Origin of the sequence: Arthrobacter sp. FX8, from assembly GCF_026723805.1 — a bacterium.
In the GTDB taxonomy this organism is placed as follows: Bacteria; Actinomycetota; Actinomycetes; order Actinomycetales; family Micrococcaceae; genus Arthrobacter.
In genome coordinates this window covers 275,281-294,640 of record NZ_CP113505.1, presented here as the reverse complement: position 1 = coordinate 294,640, position 19,360 = coordinate 275,281, and the positions used below count along the sequence as shown (strand labels likewise).

The 19,360-nt window shown below is 66.2% G+C and carries 17 protein-coding genes; 8 read left to right on the top strand and 9 right to left on the bottom strand.

The annotated features are described in order from the left end of the window. The first annotated feature begins 20 nt into the window (after positions 1–20). From OUO20_RS01290 to OUO20_RS01275, 4 genes are all read left to right on the top strand, one after another. Positions 21–866, top strand: coding sequence for a fumarylacetoacetate hydrolase family protein (locus OUO20_RS01290; RefSeq protein WP_018771371.1), 846 nt, complete (start codon positions 21–23; stop codon positions 864–866). A gap of 27 nt (positions 867–893) precedes the next feature. Continuing rightward, positions 894–1,652 carry an SDR family NAD(P)-dependent oxidoreductase gene (locus OUO20_RS01285; protein WP_018771372.1) on the top strand — a complete coding sequence of 253 codons (759 nt, stop codon included), beginning with the start codon at positions 894–896 and terminating at the stop codon, positions 1,650–1,652. A 52-nt stretch (positions 1,653–1,704) separates the two neighbouring features. Then, positions 1,705–2,994, top strand: a complete 1,290-nt coding sequence (locus tag OUO20_RS01280; protein WP_268002662.1) for a hemolysin family protein — start codon at positions 1,705–1,707, stop codon at positions 2,992–2,994. 130 nt (positions 2,995–3,124) lie between these two features. Beyond that, positions 3,125–3,541, top strand: coding sequence for a hypothetical protein (locus OUO20_RS01275; RefSeq protein ID WP_056389367.1), 417 nt, complete (start codon positions 3,125–3,127; stop codon positions 3,539–3,541). Positions 3,542–3,585: 44 nt separating this feature from the next. Here the strand turns inward: OUO20_RS01275 and OUO20_RS01270 are convergent, their stop codons facing one another. From OUO20_RS01270 to fdhA, 4 genes are all read right to left on the bottom strand, one after another. Then, on the bottom strand, positions 3,586–4,947 hold the full coding sequence (locus tag OUO20_RS01270) for an MFS transporter (protein ID WP_056389364.1): 1,362 nt from the start codon (positions 4,945–4,947) through the stop codon (positions 3,586–3,588). A 67-nt stretch (positions 4,948–5,014) separates the two neighbouring features. Continuing rightward, entirely contained in the window at positions 5,015–5,965 is a 951-nt protein-coding gene (locus OUO20_RS01265) for a serine hydrolase (RefSeq protein ID WP_144601322.1), read from the bottom strand. A gap of 143 nt (positions 5,966–6,108) precedes the next feature. Further along, positions 6,109–6,462 carry a GNAT family N-acetyltransferase gene (locus OUO20_RS01260; protein ID WP_268002661.1) on the bottom strand — a complete coding sequence of 118 codons (354 nt, stop codon included), beginning with the start codon at positions 6,460–6,462 and terminating at the stop codon, positions 6,109–6,111. A 113-nt stretch (positions 6,463–6,575) separates the two neighbouring features. Further along, positions 6,576–7,787 carry a formaldehyde dehydrogenase, glutathione-independent gene (fdhA, locus tag OUO20_RS01255; RefSeq protein WP_018771377.1) on the bottom strand — a complete coding sequence of 404 codons (1,212 nt, stop codon included), beginning with the start codon at positions 7,785–7,787 and terminating at the stop codon, positions 6,576–6,578. Between the two features lie 312 nt (positions 7,788–8,099). On the opposite strand from fdhA, the gene OUO20_RS01250 reads away from it, so the two are divergent. Both OUO20_RS01250 and OUO20_RS01245 read left to right on the top strand, forming a co-directional pair. After that, entirely contained in the window at positions 8,100–9,074 is a 975-nt protein-coding gene (locus OUO20_RS01250; protein ID WP_268002660.1) for an aldo/keto reductase, read from the top strand. A gap of 26 nt (positions 9,075–9,100) precedes the next feature. After that, a complete protein-coding gene (locus tag OUO20_RS01245; protein WP_268002659.1) occupies positions 9,101–9,430 on the top strand; it encodes a DUF6457 domain-containing protein in 330 nt (109 codons plus the stop codon). A 13-nt stretch (positions 9,431–9,443) separates the two neighbouring features. Here OUO20_RS01245 and OUO20_RS01240 read toward each other — a convergent pair whose 3' ends face one another. After that, the gene (locus OUO20_RS01240; protein ID WP_268002658.1) at positions 9,444–11,771 is read right to left on the bottom strand and encodes an FdhF/YdeP family oxidoreductase; all 2,328 of its coding nucleotides are present in this window, start codon (positions 11,769–11,771) and stop codon (positions 9,444–9,446) included. Between the two features lie 250 nt (positions 11,772–12,021). Here OUO20_RS01240 and OUO20_RS01235 point away from each other — a divergent pair, with 250 nt between their 5' ends. Further along, a complete protein-coding gene (locus tag OUO20_RS01235; protein WP_268002657.1) occupies positions 12,022–13,758 on the top strand; it encodes a RecQ family ATP-dependent DNA helicase in 1,737 nt (578 codons plus the stop codon). A 37-nt stretch (positions 13,759–13,795) separates the two neighbouring features. Beyond that, positions 13,796–14,998 (top strand): TerC family protein, encoded by a 1,203-nt coding sequence (locus OUO20_RS01230; protein ID WP_018771382.1) that lies wholly within the window; start codon positions 13,796–13,798, stop codon positions 14,996–14,998. A gap of 25 nt (positions 14,999–15,023) precedes the next feature. Here OUO20_RS01230 and eda read toward each other — a convergent pair whose 3' ends face one another. The 4 genes from eda to manD form a co-directional block, all read right to left on the bottom strand. Further along, positions 15,024–15,650, bottom strand: coding sequence for a bifunctional 4-hydroxy-2-oxoglutarate aldolase/2-dehydro-3-deoxy-phosphogluconate aldolase (eda, locus tag OUO20_RS01225; RefSeq protein WP_268002656.1), 627 nt, complete (start codon positions 15,648–15,650; stop codon positions 15,024–15,026). Further along, on the bottom strand, positions 15,643–17,022 hold the full coding sequence (locus OUO20_RS01220; RefSeq protein ID WP_442781122.1) for a mannitol dehydrogenase family protein: 1,380 nt from the start codon (positions 17,020–17,022) through the stop codon (positions 15,643–15,645). Before OUO20_RS01220 ends, eda begins: the two co-directional genes overlap by 8 nt. Before the next feature lie 74 nt (positions 17,023–17,096). Next, a complete protein-coding gene (locus OUO20_RS01215; RefSeq protein WP_268002655.1) occupies positions 17,097–18,083 on the bottom strand; it encodes a PfkB family carbohydrate kinase in 987 nt (328 codons plus the stop codon). Next, the gene (manD, locus tag OUO20_RS01210; protein WP_268002654.1) at positions 18,080–19,291 is read right to left on the bottom strand and encodes a D-mannonate dehydratase ManD; all 1,212 of its coding nucleotides are present in this window, start codon (positions 19,289–19,291) and stop codon (positions 18,080–18,082) included. Before manD ends, OUO20_RS01215 begins: the two co-directional genes overlap by 4 nt. Positions 19,292–19,360 lie beyond the last annotated feature (69 nt).

Here is a 19,360-nt window from a genome sequence, read left to right as displayed (position 1 = left end):
CAATTAGCGAAAGAAGGACCATGCAATTCGCACGAATTGGCGAGCCAGGCAAGGAAGTACCAGCCGTCCTGCACCACCAGAAGTACTACTCCCTCGAACAGGTGGCGGCGGACATCGATGCCGGCTTCTGGGAATCCGACGGACCGGTGCGCACAGCGGCAGCCCTAGCCGCCGGGGAACTGGCAGAGATCGCAGTTGATGGTGCCCGGATCGGCGCCCCGATCGCCCGGCCGTCATCGGTCATATGCGTGGGCATGAACTATGCGGCCCATGCGGCCGAGTCAGGGGCCGCTCCTCCGTCGGTGCCCATCATTTTCCATAAGGCCCCAAACACGGTGGCAGGCCCGTTCGATGCTGTGGCGATTCCCCGCGGGTCCACCAAGACCGACTGGGAGGTCGAGCTGGGAGTGGTCATCGGGCGGCAGGCTTCCTATCTGCAGTCCCCCGAACAGGCTCGCGACCACATCGCCGGCTACGTCACCGTCAATGACCTGTCCGAGCGCACATTCCAACTGGAGGTGTCCGGCGGCCAGTGGTCCAAGGGAAAGAGCTGCGCCGGATTCTGCCCCACCGGCCCGTACCTGGTTACCCCGGATGAAGTGGACGCCGGCGACCTGCAGTTACGGAGCTGGGTCAACGGTGAAATCCGCCAGGACTCCTCCACCCGTGACCTGATCTTTGGGGTGGAGCAGGTGATCTACGATCTCAGCCAATTCCTGGTCCTTGAGCCAGGGGACCTGATCTGCACCGGCACTCCGGAGGGGGTCGCCCTGTCCGGGCGCTTTCCTTACCTGAAAGCCGGGGACGTCGTCGAAATTGAAGTAGCGGGACTCGGCCGCCAGCGCCAGGAATTCTTCCAGGGCTAGGTAGCCCGACCACGAAAGGACCAGACAATGGAGTTTGCGGGACTCAAGGCAATCGTCACCGGCGGAGCCTCCGGAATAGGGGCCGCAACGGCCCAATTGCTGCAGGAGCGCGGCGCAGCAGTGGCGGTTTTGGACCTCCGCCCCGAGCAGGCGCCGAAAGGGGTCACAGCAATTCAGTGCGACGTCTCGGATGACAGCTCTGTCCGGCGGGCCGTACGGCAGGCAGCAGAGCAGCTGGGCGGGATCGACATCCTGGCCAACAACGCCGGAGTGGGCGCACAGGGCACCATTGAATCCAACGACGACGACGAGTGGCACCGTGTGTTTGATATCAATGTGATGGGTATAGTCCGCGTTTCAAGGGCCGCCCTTCCGTACTTGCGCCGGTCCTCCCACGCGGCGATCGTCAATACTTGCTCCGTCGCGGCTACCGCAGGCCTGCCCCAACGCGCCCTCTACAGCGCAACGAAGGGTGCTGTGCTGTCACTCACCCTGGCCATGGCTGCCGACCACCTTCAGGAAGGGATCAGGGTCAACTGCGTAAACCCGGGTACCGCTGACACTCCGTGGATCGCTCGCCTGCTGTCCACAGCGGCAGACCCCGAGGCCGAGCGGGCCGCCCTTGAGGCCCGTCAGCCGCACGGCCGGCTCGTCTGCCCGGAAGAGGTCGCTGCAGCCGTCACATACCTGGCCAGCCCCCTCGCCGGGTCCACCACGGGAGTGGACCTGGCTGTTGACGGCGGTATGCAGGCACTCCGGCTTCGGCCCCGCCCCGCGGCGTCCTGACTTCGACACGAAGGCAGGCGCCGGCGGGTCCGCGGCTGGGTAAGGTCGTGTCATGGACAGCGGCACCCTGGTTAATATCGCTTTGGTTCTCGGTTTCGTGCTGCTGGGCGGGGTGTTCGCGGCGGCGGAAATCGCACTGGTCTCCCTGCGCGAAAGCCAGGTGCGCCGCATCGAGAAATCCGGGGACACCGGCGCCCGGACTGCCGCCCTTGCCCGCAACCCCAACCGTTTCCTCTCCACGGTCCAGATCGGCGTGACCCTGTCCGGATTCTTCTCGGCGGCGTATGGGGCCTCGGCGATCGCTCCCGCCGTCGTACCCCTCCTTGAAGCCCTCGGACTTGGTGCGGCTGCCGGGCCCGTGTCCTTCATCGGCATGACCCTGCTGGTGGCTTTTCTTTCCCTGGTCCTGGGCGAACTCGCCCCCAAGAGGCTGGCGCTGCAAAGCCCTGTTGCCTTCACCCGCATCCTGGCCCCGCCGCTGATTGCCCTGTCGCATGCCATGCGGCCGGTCATCTGGCTCCTGTCGGTCTCGACGGACGCCGTGGTCAGGCTCTTTGGCGGCGACCCGCGCGTCAAGCGGGAAAGCATCAGTTCCGAAGAGCTCTGGGACATGGTGGCCGAGAACGAACTCCTCGAAGAGAGCAGCCGCCACATCCTGGCCGACGTGTTCGGCGCCGGGGACCGGACGCTGCAGGAGGTGATGCGCCCGCGCACGGAAGTGACGTTCATTGACGGCGCCATGACGGTGGCGGACGCCCGCCGGATGGTCAGGGACGGCCCGTACTCACGGTTTCCGGTGATCGGGCGCAGCCCGGATGACGTCCTGGGCTTCGTCCACATCCGCGACCTGATGCCCCGCGACGAGGTGCAGGACCATTCGCCCGTGCGGGACATCGCCCGGGAGATCCTGCCCCTGCCCGGCACCAACCGCGTGCTCCCCTCCCTCTCACGGATGCGCAAGACCAACCAGCACATCGCTTTGGTGGTGGATGAGTACGGGGGCACCGACGGCGTGGTCACGCTCGAAGACCTGGTGGAGGAACTGGTGGGCGAGATCTACGACGAATACGACACCGGCGCCGAGCACGAGGACCGGGTCAACGTGGCCAACGGAACCATCGACGTGGACGGCGGCCTGATCCTGCAGGAGTTCAAGGCCGCCGCCGGAATCGAACTCCCGGAGGGGCACTACGAAACGGTGGCCGGGTTCGTGATGGACCGCCTGGGCCGCCTCCCAAAGGCAGGCGACCGGGTGCAGATACCGGGGTACGTGTTGACGGTCCTCAGCATGGACCGGTTACGGATTGCCCGGATCCGGGTCACGCCGGTGGCACGCACTTAGCCCCTGGCTGCTCACCCCAGCCTGATCCTGCGCCAAGGGCCGGCATCGGGGACCAATGGCCCTAGGGGGCGGATGGGGCGGCGGCCAGAATTGGAGCTCTCCATACCCCCGGCAGGCAGGACGAATAAGGATGTTCACGAAACGCACCGCCCTTATTGGCACCGCAGTGGCGCTGGCCGCTGCGGCTTTTGCGGGACCGGCACAGGCAGCAAGCAGCGATGGCGCGCAAGTCAGCAAGCCCGGCGAATGCGGCACCTACAGCGATCCCCGGTTCTGCCATTCAGGTGTCACAGTCAGCACTGACGTCTCCACACCCAGCGGCCTGGAATCGTCGTCGTACAACTCCTCCAGCACCTATCCGGACGATCAGTCAGCCGGTTCCACCGTCCGGACCCGGATCAATACCCATAGCCTCGATCGGAATGGGGAGTCCATCGAAGTGGGCCAGCACTACGCGCAGACCACCGGGCGGTGCACCGACCGGGAAGACAGCCAACAGGTCAGGGACCGGCTCCTGTACAACCGTGAGGTGTATTACTGCAGGTGAGCGCAGGCTGGACACACCTTTCCGGGGGCACCCGCGCAAGGCACCTAGGCCTTCTGCTGCCGCCAGAACACGGAGATCCCGAACGTCACGGCACAGAGCACCAGCATGGCCAGCACCATCCGCATCCAGCTGTCCTGGTGCACCCCGCCTGATGCGAACACGCCGATCATCACGGTGGCGGTGATCGCGCCCACGTAGCGGCAGGTCTGGTAGATCCCGGCCGCCACCCCGCGGTCCTGCGGCCGGGTGGACACGAACATGCCCTGGTTGGAGGCGATGCTGACCGTGCCGTACGGGATGCCCATCAGCGCGGTCAGTACCACCACAACGGGGATGGCCAGCGTGCCGGTCAGCAGCCACATGAGCGCCGCCACCACGGTCAAAAGGACGACGCCGGCAAGCAGCACCCGCCGGACACCGAACCTTCCCATGGCGGAGACTGCCCACGGGGTGGCTACCACGGACATGCCGGCCAGGGGCAGCATCAGCAGCCCCACCACGCCGGGGTCGTAACCGCCGGCTTCCTGCAGCAGCTGCGGGAGGCCGAAAAAGACGAAGTAGTACACGCTGCTGAAGACGGCGAACGCCAGGTACACGAGCATCAGCGGCCGGTTCCGGCCCAGCAGCCGCAGGTTCAGGAAGGGTTTGGCGAAGCGCAGCTCCCGCCAGGCAAACAGCCCCGCGACCACGGTTCCGGCGGCCAGCATCCACCACCGGTAGTCCGGCGCGACGTTCAGCGCAGCCATCATGACCAGGAGAAGGGCGGCGATGAACCCGGCAATCCCCGGGACGTCGGAGTCCCGCACCAGTTCCGCCACGCTGCCGCGCTCCCGGACCTGGTCCGGCGGTGCGGCCTTCCGCACGGTCAGCAACGCCGCGAGTGCCAGCGGGACGTTGACCAGGAACAGCGACTCCCAGCCCACGAAGCCCACCAGCAGGCCACCGACCACCGGGCCCACCGCGGCTGCGGACGTGTTGGCCATCTGCAGCCGGCCCAGCGGGCGGGCCGAGTCCACCTTGGCCCGGTGCGCCAGAGCGCCCACCATCACCACGGCACTGGGATATGCGGTGGCAGTTCCCAGAGCCATGACCGCCCGTGCCACGCACAGCAGCGCGAAGTTCGGGGCCAGCGGGGCCAGCGCGCAGGTGACGGCGACCAGCCCCATGCCCAGCATGAACATCCGCCGCGGGCCGAACCGGTCGGCGAGCCGGCCCATCACCGGCTGCCCGGCTGCGGAGGCCAGGTAGAACGAGGTGACCACCCAGGTGACGGCAGCAACGTCGAGCCCGAAGTCGGCGCGCAGCACCACCAGGGCCACGGCGATCATGGAGGAGTTCAGTGGGTTCAGTGCCGTGCCCAGGCTGAGTCCGGCGACGGCCAGGGCAGTCCGGGGGTTGTTGCTCACGGTAACAGTCTGGCCTAAAGCTTCCACCGCGGGCGACTCGGCGGGCTCCTGGCCGGTGTGGCGTGCGCTATTTTCCTGCCACTCCCACCGGGAAGAGTGCGTCCTCCACCGCCCTGGTCAGGTCCCGGATCACCTCGGCCTGGCCCTCATCCGCCCCGCCGGCGGGGTTCTCCGTATAGATGACCAGGGCGAAGGTCGAACCGCGGTAGCTCAGGAGCGCGGCGTCGTGCAGTTCCCCGGACACTTCCCCGTACTTGTGGTAGACGTCCACTCCGGACCGTGATCCCGCCGGGATGAGGTCCTCGTTGTTGGTGTCCTGCATGTAGCTGAGCAGCTGCGCCGTGTTGTCCTTGTCCAGGAGTTCGCCTGCATAGAGCTTCTTCAGGATCAGGGCCATGTCCGCCGCGGTCAGCAGGTTTTCTTCGGGGTCGTAGGTGACGCCGATGGAGCCCGCGTAGGCGATCAACTGCGGGTACCCCACGGCATCCATCAGCAACAGCCAGGAGTCGTTGTTGCTGTCGTTGACCATGGCTTTGAGTTGGAACGCGGCGTCGTAGTCGCCCATGGGATCCTCCAGGCCCGCCTGCCCGTTTTCCACCAGGTGATAGTAGGCGGCGGCAGTGAGGATCTTGGCCGTGCTGGCCGCGGTGAACGTGTCCTGGTCGCCGAACGTCCGTTCCGCACCTCCGGACACATCGGCGAGCGCCAGCCCAATCCGGTATTCGGCCGCGTCACTGAGGATGTCGTCCACGCTGTCCTGCAACGACGGCGGAGCTGCCGCCACCGGCGCTGCGGGTACGGCCGGCTGGGTGGGGACCACGGCACCGGTGGGTGGCTCGGACCGGACCACGGCCAGGGTGATGGTCCCGACGATGACCAGTACTACCGCAAGGGCCAGCCACAGCAGCCTTCTGTGGCCCCGGTTCCTGCCCGGAGCTGGCTTGCCGTTTGATGGCCTGCCCGGCGGTTGCAGCGGAGCACCGCGGCCTGGTGTGGGCACCATGGGGTGCACGGACATACAAGGGCTCCTGTCCCGCCTCGGCAATCAAAAACAACACCAGCGCGGCGGTGAGCCGCGCTGACAGATGCTGATTAAATCACCGGCGGTTGGGAGCTTCCTGAAGGCTTGCGGGGTGTTCCGCCGGCTGTAATAGGGATGCGCTAGCCGCGGGCGCGGGCGGACAGCGCGCTGTCCAGGAATTCCAGGTGCGCCGGCGCCACAGGCACCACGTTGGCCGAGTATTCCGGGTGCTTTGCAAGGAACTTCTTGATGAACGGGCATACCGGGATGATGCTGCTCCCGGCCTGGACCGTGCTGTCCAGGGCAGCCGTGGCCAGCCGCCCGGCAAGGCCCTGCCCGCCGTATTCCTCGTTGATCACCGTATGGTAGAAAATCCGCTGCGGCGACTCCCCGCCGTCGTACTCCTTGTACACCGCCTTGCCGATCACGTTGCCGGCGTCGAGGATCTCGAAGCGTTCGCGCCCGGGATTGTGGCGGACGGTCATGTCACTCAAGGGAAACTCCTTCGTTTGCGGTTTGTGTTGCCCGTGCAAAGCCTAACCCGGCCCGGGCAACAGTTATTTCCGCAAGCAAAGGGCCCTTGGTGGCATCCCCGCCCGCCGCCGCGTCAGCTTAAGTAGCCGTTGGGATTGAGGACGTACTTGGTGGCTGCGCCGGCGTCGAACTCCGCGTAGCCCTTCGGTGCCTCCTCCAGCGGGATGGCCTTGGCGTTGACGTTCTTGGCGATGTTGACCCTGTCATTCAGGATGGCCATCATCAGTTGCCGGTTGTACTTCATCACCGGGCACTGGCCAGTGGTGAAGCTCAGCGATTTTGCCCAGCCGGTGCCGAGGCTCAGTGACAGTGCGCCCTTCTTGGCGGCCTCGTCGATGCCGCCCGGATCGCCCGTGACGTACAGGCCGGGGATACCAAGGGCTCCACCAGCGGCCGTGAGCTCCATCAGGGAGTTCAGGACCGTCGCCGGCGCCTCCTTGGCATCGTGGCCGTGGCCCTTCGCTTCAAATCCCACGGCGTCGACGCCGCAGTCCACCTCAGGGACGCCCAGGATCTGCTCGATCTGGTCCTTCGGATCGCCCTTGGTCAGATCCACTGTTTCGCAGCCGAAGCTGCGCGCCCGTGCCAGCCGGTCTTCGTTCATGTCGCCCACGATGACGACGGCGGCCCCCAACAGGTGCGCGCTGGTAGCTGCCGCAAGACCCACGGGACCGGCCCCGGCAATGTACACGGTGGAACCGACGCCCACCCCTGCCGTGACTGCGCCATGGAACCCTGTGGGGAAGATGTCCGAAAGCATGGCCAGGTCCATGATCTTCTCCATGGCCCGGTCCTTGTCCGGGAACTTCAGCAGGTTCCAGTCTGCGTACGGCACCAGAACGTAGTTGGCCTGGCCGCCGACCCACCCGCCCATGTCCACGTAGCCGTACGCGGCGCCGGGGCGCGCGGGATTCACGTTCAAACAGATGCCGGTCTTGCGCTCCTTGCAGTTCCGGCAGCGGCCGCAGGCGATGTTGAACGGCACCGAGCAGAGGTCGCCCACCTTGATGAACTCGACATCGCGGCCCACCTCCACCACTTCGCCGGTGATCTCGTGGCCCAGCACCAGGTTGGGCGGAGCCGTGGTGCGGCCGCGCACCATGTGCTGGTCCGATCCGCAGATGTTGGTGGCCACCGTTTTGAGGATCACTCCGTGGTTGACCGGGCGTCCCACGTTCGCGGGGTTGACGCCTGGCCCGTCCTTGAGCTCAAACGTCGGATAGTCAATGTCGATTACTTCCACCTTGCCGGCTTCTTTGTAGGCAACGGCTTTGTTCCCTGTCATCTATCGCTCCTGTAGTCAGGCGTCCGGTGGGACGGCCGTGATCTGGTTGGGTGGCACATCCCGCGAGGGGAACAGCCCTGGCCGATTTGTGCGTCCTGATATGTGAAGTGGTCAGGCAACGGTTCCGGGTGGGGATTCGCCCAGTCTAGGCACGGCCCCCCAAGGGGTCTAGGGGTATGAAGCCCCTTGTTTAGGGGAGCAATCCATGAGGGAAACCCCTATAGTGGCGTACGCTGCACCAACCGGTTCCGCTGCCCTGGAAACGACGCTGCCGGCTGGTTTCCGAACACGTTCTACCGTTGAGGAGCACCCATGAAAACGCGCACCATTGGACAACTCACAGTGTCCGCCCTGGGCCTTGGCTGCATGGGCATGAGCGAGTTTTACGGCGACGGCGATGAGCAGGAGTCGATCGCCACCATCCACGAGTTCCTGGATGCCGGCGGCTCCCTGCTGGACACAGCGGACATGTACGGCCCCTTCACCAACGAAAAACTGGTGGGCCGCGCCATCGCCGGCCGCCGCGAAGAAGCGGTCCTGGCCACCAAGTTCGGAAACGAGCGCCGCGAAGACGGTTCCTGGGTGGGCATCAACGGCCGCCCCGAATACGTCAGGTCCGCCTGCGACGCCAGCCTCCAGCGCCTGGGCGTGGACCACATCGACCTGTACTACCAGCACCGGGTGGACAAGACCGTTCCCATCGAGGACACGGTTGGCGCCATGGCGGAACTGGTCCAGGCCGGAAAAGTCCGGCACCTTGGCTTGTCCGAAGCATCCGCCGCGACCATCCGGCGGGCCCACGCCGTGCACCCCATCACCGCCCTGCAAACCGAGTATTCGCTGTGGGAGCGGGAGCCTGAAACCAAGGTGTTTCCCGTGCTCGCGGAACTGGGCATCGGTTTTGTGCCCTACAGCCCGCTGGGCCGTGGGTTCCTCACCGGGCAGATCCGCAGCGTGGACGATTTCGCCGAGGACGACTTCCGCCGCCACTCCCCGCGTTTCCAGGGCGACAACTTCACCCGCAACCTGGAACTCGTGGACCGGGTCAGGGAGCTGGCCGACAGGAAACAGTGCACTCCCGGCCAGCTGGCCCTCGCCTGGCTGCTGGCGCAGGGGGAACATATCGTCCCCATCCCGGGCACCAAGAAACGTGAACGGCTGCGCGAGAACCTGGGCGCCGTGGACATCGAACTCAGCCAGGACGAGCTTGAGCTGCTGGACCAGCTGGCACCGGCCGGGACAACTGCCGGCGCCCGCTACCCCAACATGTCCACCATCGACACGTAAACGCACCAACGGCGCTAAGGAGAACCATGGCAATGAACGACGACGAAGCACGGGTGCTGGACCAGTGGAGCCACCGGCTGGCCCAGGCACTGCAGATCCTTGACCTCAACATGGACCAGGAGATGCTCCTTGACCTGGCCCGCAAATCCTCCGAGAACGTGATCCATGCCGCCGCCCCCGTCACCACGTTCCTGGTGGGCTACGCGGCAGCGCTGGAGGCAGGCACGGGCAGCGCCGGGAACAGGGAAGCCGCTGCTGCAGCCATCGAGAAGGCTGCCAAGGTGGCGTTCCAGCTGATCGACGACGGCGCCCACGGCGGGCCGGCGGGCAGCGGGTGGGCGGACACCGGTCAATAGCCGGCGAGGACAGTCAGCCCGCGGCGGTGGGCTCGTCCTCCAGTACCTTCACCGGCTCCAGGCGGACGATGACCGCCTTGGACACGGGTGTCTGGCTGCCCTCGGCCACGCTGTCCAGCGGAACCAGGACATTGGCCTCGGGGTAGTACGCCGCGGCACAGCCCTTCGCGGACGGATAGGACACCACGCGGTAGTTCCAGAGGACCCGTTCCACGTTGTCCTTGTATACGCCGCGGATGTCCACGCGCTGCCCGTCGGCCAGCCCCAGTTCGGCAAGGTCTGCCGGGTTGACGAAAACCACTTCGCGACCCTTCCTGATGCCACGGTAACGGTCGTTGTTGCCGTAGATGGTGGTGTTGAACTGGTCATGCGAGCGCATGCTCTGCAGGATCAGGGTGCCGGCGGGGCGTTCCACGTGCTCAAGTTCGTTGACCGTCAGGATGGCCTTGCCGGTGGGAGTGTGGAAAGTCCGTGAATCCCGCGGGCCGTTGGGCAGCACGAAGCCGCCGTCCTGCCGGATCTTGCGGTTGTAGTCCCCGCACCCGTTGACAACGCGGGAGATGTGGTCCCGGATGAGGTCGTAGTTCTTCTCGAAGCCGGCCCAGTCGGCGTTGATGGTGTCTCCCAGCGTCGCCTGGGCCAGCCGGCAGATGATCGCCACCTCGGACAGCAGGTTGGGTCCCACCGGTTCCACCGTGCCGTGGGAAGAGTGCACCGCGCAGACGGTATCCTCCACTGAAACAAACTGCGGCCCGGTTTCCTGGCGGTCGATCTCCGTCCGGCCCAAGGTTGGCAGGATGAGCGCTTCAGCCCCGGCGACTCCATGCGAGTGGTTTAGCTTGGTGGAGATCTGCACGGAAAGTTCGGTGTTCTCCATGGCGCTCTCGGCCGTTGAGGTGTCCGACATCGCGCCCACGAAGTTGCCGCCAAGCCCCACAAAGACCTTGATGCCACCGTCGCGCATCTGCCGGACGGTTTCCACGGCATCCGCGCCGTGTTCCCGGGGCGGTTCGAAGCTGAACTCCTTGCCCAGGGCGTCCAGGAAGGCAGGCGGCATCTGTTCCCAGATGCCCATGGTGCGGTCACCCTGGACGTTGCTGTGGCCGCGGATTGGGGAAGCCCCGGCGCCGGGTTTTCCGATGTTGCCGCGCAGCAGCAGGAGGTTGATGATCTCCTTGATGGTGGCGACGCCCTTTTTCTGCTGGGTTATGCCCATGGCCCAGGTGATGATGACCTTGTCCGCAGCCAGGTAGCGGGCCGCCAGTTCATCGATTTCCCCGCTGCGCAGACCCGTGGCTTCGAGGACCACAGCTTCGTCGAGGTTGGCCAGGTGCGCCCGGAGTTCTGCCAGCCCCTCGCAGTGTTCCTGGAGGAAGGCGTGGTCCAGGACGTTGCCCGGATTGGCATCCTCGGCATCCAGCACCCGTTTCGAAACGGCCTGCAACAGGGCCATGTCCCCGCCGATCCGCACCTGCAGGAACTGGTCGGCAATCTGGGTGCCGTGGCCGATGACGCCCTTGACCTTTTGCGGGTTCTTGTACCGCATCAGTCCGGCCTCGGGCAGCGGGTTGATGGCGACGATGTGGCCGCCGGCCTCCTTGGCTTCTTCCAGTGCCGTCAGCATGCGCGGGTGGTTGGTGCCCGGGTTCTGGCCCATGACGATGATCAGGTCGGCCTTGCCGAAGTCGTCGTAGGAGACGGTCGCTTTGCCCACGCCGATGGTCTGGCCCATGCCCCAGCCCGAGGACTCGTGGCACATGTTGGAACAGTCGGGCAGGTTGTTGGTGCCGTAGGCCCGGATGAACAACTGGTACAGGAAGGCGGCCTCGTTGGAGGTGCGGCCGCTGGTGTAGAACGTTGCCTGGTTGGGGTTGGGCAAGGACTTCAGCTTGTCCGCGATGATCGTGAAGGCATCCTCCCAACTGACCGGACGGTAGCGGTCCTCCCCCGCGGGCTTGTACACCGGTTCGGTGAGCCGGCCCTGCATCCCCAGCCAGTACTCGGTGCGCCGGCGCAGTTCGCTGACGGGATGCCCGGCCCAGAATTCGCTTCCGACCACCACAGGGGTGGCTTCCCAGGTGACCGCCTTGGCCCCGTTCTCACAGAATTCGAAGGTCTTGCGGTGGCCCGGGTCGGGCCACGCGCAGCTCATGCAGTCAAAGCCGTCCTTCTGGTTCAGCGCCAGCAGGGTCTTGCGCGAGCGCTCCACGCCCATGTGCTTGAGGGCAGGCTGCATCGAGTGGTAGACGCCGGGCACGCCGGCAGCCCAGGTCTTGGGATGGCCGCTCACCTCAAGTTCGGATTCGTCGGGTTCTTCGACCTTCGGGTTTTCGCGCGCCACGTTGGGTTCTCCTTGCTTGCCGGTCCCAGATGCGCCTGCTGCCCAGCCGTTTCGGTAATTTCCACAGTTGTTGAGGCTGCCCCTGAAGTCAAGGACGGCCGCCGGCCGGCAGGCCCGTGGGCTGACACTCTGTCCGTCCTGCTTTTCCACATACGCCCGAAGGTTTACGACGGCGGCGCGGGGCTGGCGTAGGGTGGTTCCTACGGCTGAAGCAAGCGGCCGCAGTTTCTTCTGTGCGGAGCCGCTTTCCATGGCCGACGAACCAGCCCTCCGGGCCCTTGCTGAATCACCCTTCTCGCTGCCCCACCTGCGGGACGGCCAATTGGCCGGCATGGCAGCCCTTGCGGACGGCCGCGACGTCCTGGCCGTGATGCCCACCGGATATGGCAAATCCGCCATCTACCAGGTCGCCGCCCTGCACCTGCACAGGACCACCGGACGTCCCGCCGTCGTGGTTTCACCGCTTATTGCCCTGCAGGAGGACCAGTTGGACGGCCTGGCCCAGGCGCTCGGGCCGGATGCCGCTGTGGCCATCAACTCCTCGCACAGAGACGCCGAAGTCGAGGCGTCATGGCAGGCCGCCGAGGATGGCCAGGCCGTGTTCCTGTTCCTCGCCCCCGAACAGCTGGCCAAGCAGTCAACCGTAGACCGGATCAAAGCCCTGGGCATCTCCCTCTTCGTGGTGGACGAGGCCCACTGCGTTTCCTCCTGGGGCCACGATTTCCGACCTGACTACCTCGCCCTCGGCAATGTCCGGGAACAGCTGGGCAATCCGCCCGTGGCTGCCTTGACCGCTACGGCCTCCCCGCCGGTCAGGGACGAGATCGTGGAGCGGCTGGGCATGAACCAGCCACTGGTCCTGGTCCATGGCTTCGACCGGCCCAACATCAGCCTCGATGTGGTCCGCCACCATGAGGACAAGGGCAAGCGCAAGGCCGTCCTTGAGCAGGTGGCGGAGCTGGCCGGGAAGGGTCGAGGCCTGCTGTATGCGGCCACCCGGAAGGACACGGAGAAATACGCGGCCAAGCTGGTCAAGGAGGGGCTGCGCGCGGAGGCGTACCATGCCGGCCGTTCCGCGAGGGATCGGGAACACATCCATGAGCTGTTCCTGGCTGACCAGCTGGACGTCGTGGTTGCCACCACGGCGTTCGGCATGGGCATAGACAAGCCGAACGTCCGGTTCGTGGTGCATGCCGACATTCCGGAGTCGCTGGACTCCTACTACCAGGAGATCGGACGGGCAGGCAGGGACGGCGACCCCGCATCCGCCGTGCTGCATTACCGCTCCGAGGACCTCGGCCTGCGGAAGTTCTTCGGCACCCACTCCCCCGACCCCGGTTCCCTCCTGGCTGTGCTGAAGATCCTCAAGGCCGCCAAGGTTCCCGCGCCCAAGGCGTCCCTGGCCGAGCTCACCGGGTTACCCGGCCGCCGCATCACGGGACTCATCAACCAGCTGGAGGAGGTTGGCGCCGTCAGCACAGGCAAGCGGGGCATCCGGCTGACCTCCAAAGCCAAGCTGCCCGCACTGGTGGACGACGCCGTCGAACTCGCCGAAGCCCGGCAGCGCGTGGACCAGTCCCGGCTGACCATGATGCGTGCGTACGCGGAGACGGACGGCTGCCGGCGGCAGTTCCTGCTGGGCTACTTCGGCGAGGACCTGCCGGAGCCGTGCGGAAACTGCGACGGGTGCGCTGCTGCCGCTTCGGGGGACGCGGGGCAGCTGGACGAGGGGAAGGCGGGAAAGAAGTCCCACGCCAAGCAAAAGCAGGGGAAGAAACAGCCGGGCAAGGCGTCCGACGGCGGCGGGCCGGCTTCCGCCGCCGCCGAGCCTTTCCCGCTGCAGTCCGCGGTGGTGCACAAGGAGTGGGGGCCCGGCCTGGTGATGCGGCACGAGGATGACGTCATCACGGTGCTCTTTGAACAGGAGGGCTACAAGACGCTGTCCCGGACCGCCGTCATGGAGCACGAACTCCTGAAGCCCGCTTAGGTAGGCTGGAGGGACCCTCCGACGAAAGGCCCGCCGCGTGGAAGTATCTGCTTATATCTGGACCCTGACCATTGCGGGAATCGTGGGGCTGCTGGCCTTCGACTTCTTCTTCCACGTCCGTAAGGCGCACACGCCCTCCCTCAAGGAATCCGCCACCTGGTCCGCGATCTACGTGGGCATTGCCGTGCTGTTCGGGCTGGCCGTACTGGTGTTCGGCGGACCCGACATGGGGACCGAATATTTTGCCGGCTACGTGACGGAGAAGGCGTTGTCAGTGGACAACCTCTTCGTCTTCCTCATCATCATGGCCAGTTTCAAGGTGCCCCGCGCGGACCAGCAAAAGGTGCTGCTGTTCGGCATCGTGTTCTCCCTGATCGCCCGCACGGCGTTCATCTTCCTGGGCGCGGCACTGATCAACAGTTTTGCCTGGGTGTTCTACATCTTCGGGCTCATCCTGCTGCTCACCGCCGGCAACCTGCTCAAACCCGACAGCCACGACGACGACTCCGAAGGCCTGGTGGTCCGGCTCGCCAGGAAGCTCCTGCCGGCGTCGCAACACTACGACGGCGACAAACTCTTCACGGTGGAGAACGGCAAGCGGGTCCTGACGCCGATGCTGCTGGTGATGGTGGCCATCGGCGGCACGGACATCCTGTTCGCCCTGGATTCAATTCCGGCCATCTTCGGCCTCACCCAGAACGTGTTCATCGTGTTCACCGCCACCGCGTTCTCGCTGATGGGCCTGCGCCAGCTGTTCTTCCTGATTGACGGCCTGCTGGACCGGCTGATCTTCCTTTCGTACGGCCTGGCGGTCATCCTGGGTTTCATCGGCGTGAAGCTCATCCTGCACGCCCTGCACGAGAACACCCTTCCCTTCATCAACGACGGCAAGCACGTCAACGTGGTGGAGGTCAGCACCGTTGTCTCGCTGGGCGTCATCCTGGGTGTCCTGGTGGTGACCATCCTGGCGTCCATCTTCAGCCCCAAGGGCAAGGCCAAGAACGCGGTGTCCGGGGCGCGGCGCCACGCCACGGAATACATGGACCTCAACTACGAGACGGACATGGCCGAACGCGACAAGATCTTCGCCAAGATGTGCCGCGAAGAAAACCAGATCCGCAAGCTTCCCGAGAAGTACAAGCGGCTGGTCCGCAACGAAACCGAGTTCATGGAGCTGCTGCGCAACGCCCACGCGGAGCACGACAAAGCCCAGGTCCGGGCTGCCGCAGCCGAGAGCTGACGCCCGGCCGGCTTGCGGGGATGGGTTACCGGCCCAGCGCGGCCGCCCCGCTGGCCAGGCTGGTGATCCGCGCCCAGTCCTTGGCCGCGACGGCGTCCGCCGGAGTGAGCCAGCTGCCGCCCACGCAGGCCACATTCGGCAGCCGAAGGTAATCCGGGGCGGTGGCCGGGCTGATGCCGCCGGTGGGGCAGAACTGGACGTGCGGGATGGGCGCCCCGATGGCGGCCAGGTAGGACGGCCCGCCTGCAGGCCCGGCGGGGAAGAACTTCATCGCGTCCAATCCGGCTTCCAGGACTGCCATTACCTCGCCCACGGTGGCGACGCCGGGCAGCACCGGGACGTCCAGGGACAGCATGTGCGCGAGCAGCGCGGGGGTGACGCCGGGGCTGACCAGGAATGTGGCACCCGCTTGGACGGCGGCGTCGGCCTGGCCCGGCGTGAGGATGGTGCCGGCGCCCACCAGGATGTCCGGCACCTCCTGGGCGATCAGCTTCAGCGAGGTCAGTGCGGAGTCCGTGCGCAGCGTCAGCTCGATGGTCTTCACGCCGCCGTCCACCAGGGCACGGGCCAGGGGCACCGCATCCTGGGGGTCGTCGATGGTGACCACCGGGATGACAGGTGACACGCGGAGGACGCCTGATGCGTCAGCCATGGTGGATCTCATTTCCCAGGCCGTCCGGCCCGTTGGTTTCGATGATGCGGTACCAGTGAAGGAGCAGATCCCGGAAGGCTTTGTTCCCCGCCAGGTCCTGGTCGAAAATGGGCCGGAATCCCAGCAGCGCCGGAACCATGCTGTGGGCGTCCCGTGCAGCCGGCAGGGCTGCGTTCAGCTCCGCTGCCAGCGGATCGTTGAGGTCGGTTTCCAGGGTGCCCGCCACGTGGTGCATCCACGCGGCAACGGCTAGCGCCGCCCACCGTGGTGCCCGGCCGGCGTCGAGCGTTCCCCGGACTGTGGTGAGCAGCCGCAGCCCGACTTTCTGAGAGCCGTCGCTTCCCACCTTGGCCGTGGTGTGGCCCAGCGCCGGGTTGGCGAACCGGCGGAGAACCTGGTCGCAGTACTGCTCCCCGTCCAGCCCGGCCGGGAGGGTGATGCTGGGCAGCGCTTCCTCCAGCATCATGCGCCGGCAGGCGGTACGGAACGGCTGCACGGCCACGGCATCACTGATGGTTTCCTTGCCGGCGAGGAGGCCGAGATAGGCCAGCATCGAATGGCTGGCGTTGAGCAGCCGCAGTTTGGCTGATTCCCAGGCCGCGACGTCGTCGCTGAACACGGCGCCGGCGTCCTCCCAGCGCGGCCTGCCGGCGGCGAAGTTGTCCTCCATGACCCATTGCTTGAAGGGTTCAGCCACCACGGCCGCCTCGTCCTGTACACCGAGTTCATGTTCGACGGCGGCCAGGTCACCTGGCGTGGTGGCCGGCACCATCCGGTCCACCATGGTGGAAGGGAACGTCACATTTCCCCGCATCCATGCCACCAGGGGCCCGCTTTCGGTCGCGGGCAGGGCCGCGGCGAAGTTCCGGACCAAGGTCCCCGTCAGTATCCCGTTGGCCGGGAGATTGTCGCAGGAGAGCACCGTGACGGGCCCGGCGCCGGCCGTTGCCCGCTGTTGGAGGCCGCGGACGATTTGTCCGATGGCGGTCACCGGCGGCCGGCCGGTGAGGTCGGCCTGGACTTCCGGGTCGTGCAGGTCGAGGGTCCGCGTTTGCGGATCGAAGCCGTATCCCTTTTCCGTGATGGTGAGGGTGACGATTTTCGTGGCCGGTGCGGCGATTCGCGCCACCACCAATTCGGGGTTGTCCCTCCCGGATATGGCCTCAACGATGCTGGAGACCACACGCAGCGGGGCGGCGTTGGCTCCCCGTTCTGACACGGTGAACAAGCCCTCCTGGGGTGCCAGTTGCCGGGCCACGGAGTCGGAACGCTGGGTAACCCCCACGATTCCCCACTCGAAGTCGCCTGCCACAAGCATGGCGTCTTCCGTAAAGACGGCGGTGTGGGCACGCGCGAAGGCGCCCAGGCCCAGGTGGACGATGCCGGGCTGCAGTTTGTCCCGCCGGATGCCGGCCTGGTGTCTGCTGGTTGCCAGCGAAGATGTTGTCAGGCGTGCGATGGCTGGGCTCCTTCGGCGAAGTTCCCGGAGGCGTGGGCCTTGGTCTGCGCGAACGTGGGGATGAACCCGGTGCCGCCCTTGCCGCCCACCACCAGCGACGATGCGGCGGCCCCGTAGCGTGCCGCCGTCGGGAAGTCGTCGCCCAGCACCAGGCGTGCGGTCAGTGTTCCAATGAACGCGTCCCCGGCGCCGGTCTGGTCCACCACGGCGGGGGCGGGAATTGCGGGCACCCAGGCAGAGCCGGTCCCCGGGGCGGCGTCGCCGCTCCATTCGAGCTGGACCCCTTCCGCACCGCAGGTGACGGCGACGTTGGCGGTCCCCAGCGTGCGCAGCCTGGCCGCAGCTTCCTGCGGGAACGCCGCGCCGAGCAGCGCGCCCGTCTCGCCGGGGAAGGACGGTGTTACCAGGAAGGCCTGCGGCGCCAGGGCGGTGAGTGCCGCCGTCGCCTGTTCCGCTGTGGTGAGGCGGGGGCGGAAATTGGGATCGTAGACAAAGCGCGTGGCAAGGCCGGCAGCTTTGACGACGGCGGCGCGGGACGTTGGTGAAATGGCGCAGGCGATGCCGCCCGCCACCACGGCGCCGGCCGCCTTCACAACGTCGGGGTCGACGTCGTCCGGGCCCAGGGTGGAACCCACGCTGCCGCTGCGGGCGTAGGAGAACTCGCGTTCGCCGGCGGGATCGCTGTGGACCAGGTAAACGCCCTGCTGGCCGCGCCGGAACTTCAGGAGGTCAGTGGAAATGCCCAGCTCGGCGATGCGGGAGGCAATGGCTTGGCCCAGTTCATCGTCCGTCAGCACGGACAACAGGCCTACGGTGGCGCCTGCTGCTGCTGCGGCGGCTGCGACGTTGAGGGCGTCGCCGGAGATGCCAAGCTGCGCGGGAACGCCGTGGGCAAAGGGCAGGTCGGTGGCGACTTCGACGAGGATCTCCCCCATCACCACCACGTCAAAGGGTTGGTGGGCTGCAGTGTTCACCAGTCGTGCACCGATCCGTCCAGGCGCCGGTTCACCGGCAGGTATTTGGGGTCGAAGGGGAAGCGCGCGGCGGCTTCCTCGTTGAACTCGACGCCGATGCCGGGCGCGTCCCCGGGGTGCATGTAGCCGTCGTTGAATGTGTAGGACGTGGTGAACACCTCGTTCGCCGGCTCGCGGTGGCCCATGTATTCCTGGATGCCGAAGTTGGGGATGCTCAGATCCACATGGAGGGCGGCAGCGAACGAGGCGGGCGACAGGTCGCCTGCGCCGTGCGAGCCCGAGCGCACGCCGTAGAGGTCTGCGAGGGAGAAGATGCGGCGCAGGTGCGTGATGCCGCCGGCGTGCGAGACGGAGGTGCGGACGTAGTCGATCAGGCGTTCGGTGATGAGCTGCTGGCAGTCCCAGATCGAGTTGAACACCTCCCCGACGGCAACGGGGGTGGTGGTGTGCTGGCGGATCAGCCGGAATGCTGACTGGTCTTCGGCCGGGGTTGGATCCTCGATCCAGAACGGCCGGTACTGCTCGAGGGAGGCGCCAAGCCGGCCTGCTTCGATGGGCGTCAGCCGGTGATGGACATCGTGCAGGACGTGGACGCCGTAGCCGAACTCCGCACGGATGTGGGCCATCATTTTCGGGGCGAAGTCCAGGTAGGCGGTGGTCTCCCAGGTGTCTTCCTGGGGTACGTTTCCGCTGGCCGGTTCGTACAGCTTTCCGTCCACGGGCGCGATCCCGTAGGTCTTGTCCAGGCCGGGCACGGCAGCTTGGGCGCGGATGGCCTTGTAGCCAAGGTCCAGGTGGTGCTGGAAGTCCGCGCTGAGGTCCTCAAGGGTGGTGCCGCTGGCGTGTCCGTAGACCATCACGCCCTCGCGGGCCGCGCCGCCCAGGAGTTCATAGACCGGCATGCCGGCCGCCTTGCCCTTGATGTCCCAGAGCGCGACGTCGATGGCAGCGATGGCCGTCATGGTCACCGGGCCGCGGCGCCAGTAGGCACCCTTGTAGAAGTACTGCCAGGCATCCTCGATGCGGCGGGCATCGCGGCCGATGAGCAGCGGGCAGAGGTGCTCGGAAAGGTAGGAGGCTACAGCCAACTCGCGACCGTTCAGGGTGGCATCGCCGATGCCGGTGATGCCGTCCTCGGTTTCAATTACGAGCGTGACGTAGTTCCGTCCGGGCGACGAAACCACAACCCGTGCGTCGGTGATCTTCACTGGGAGTCCTTCTCATGGTGGTATGCAATGTTCGGGGCTTTAAGTGCCCGCTGTGAAAGCTCACAACGG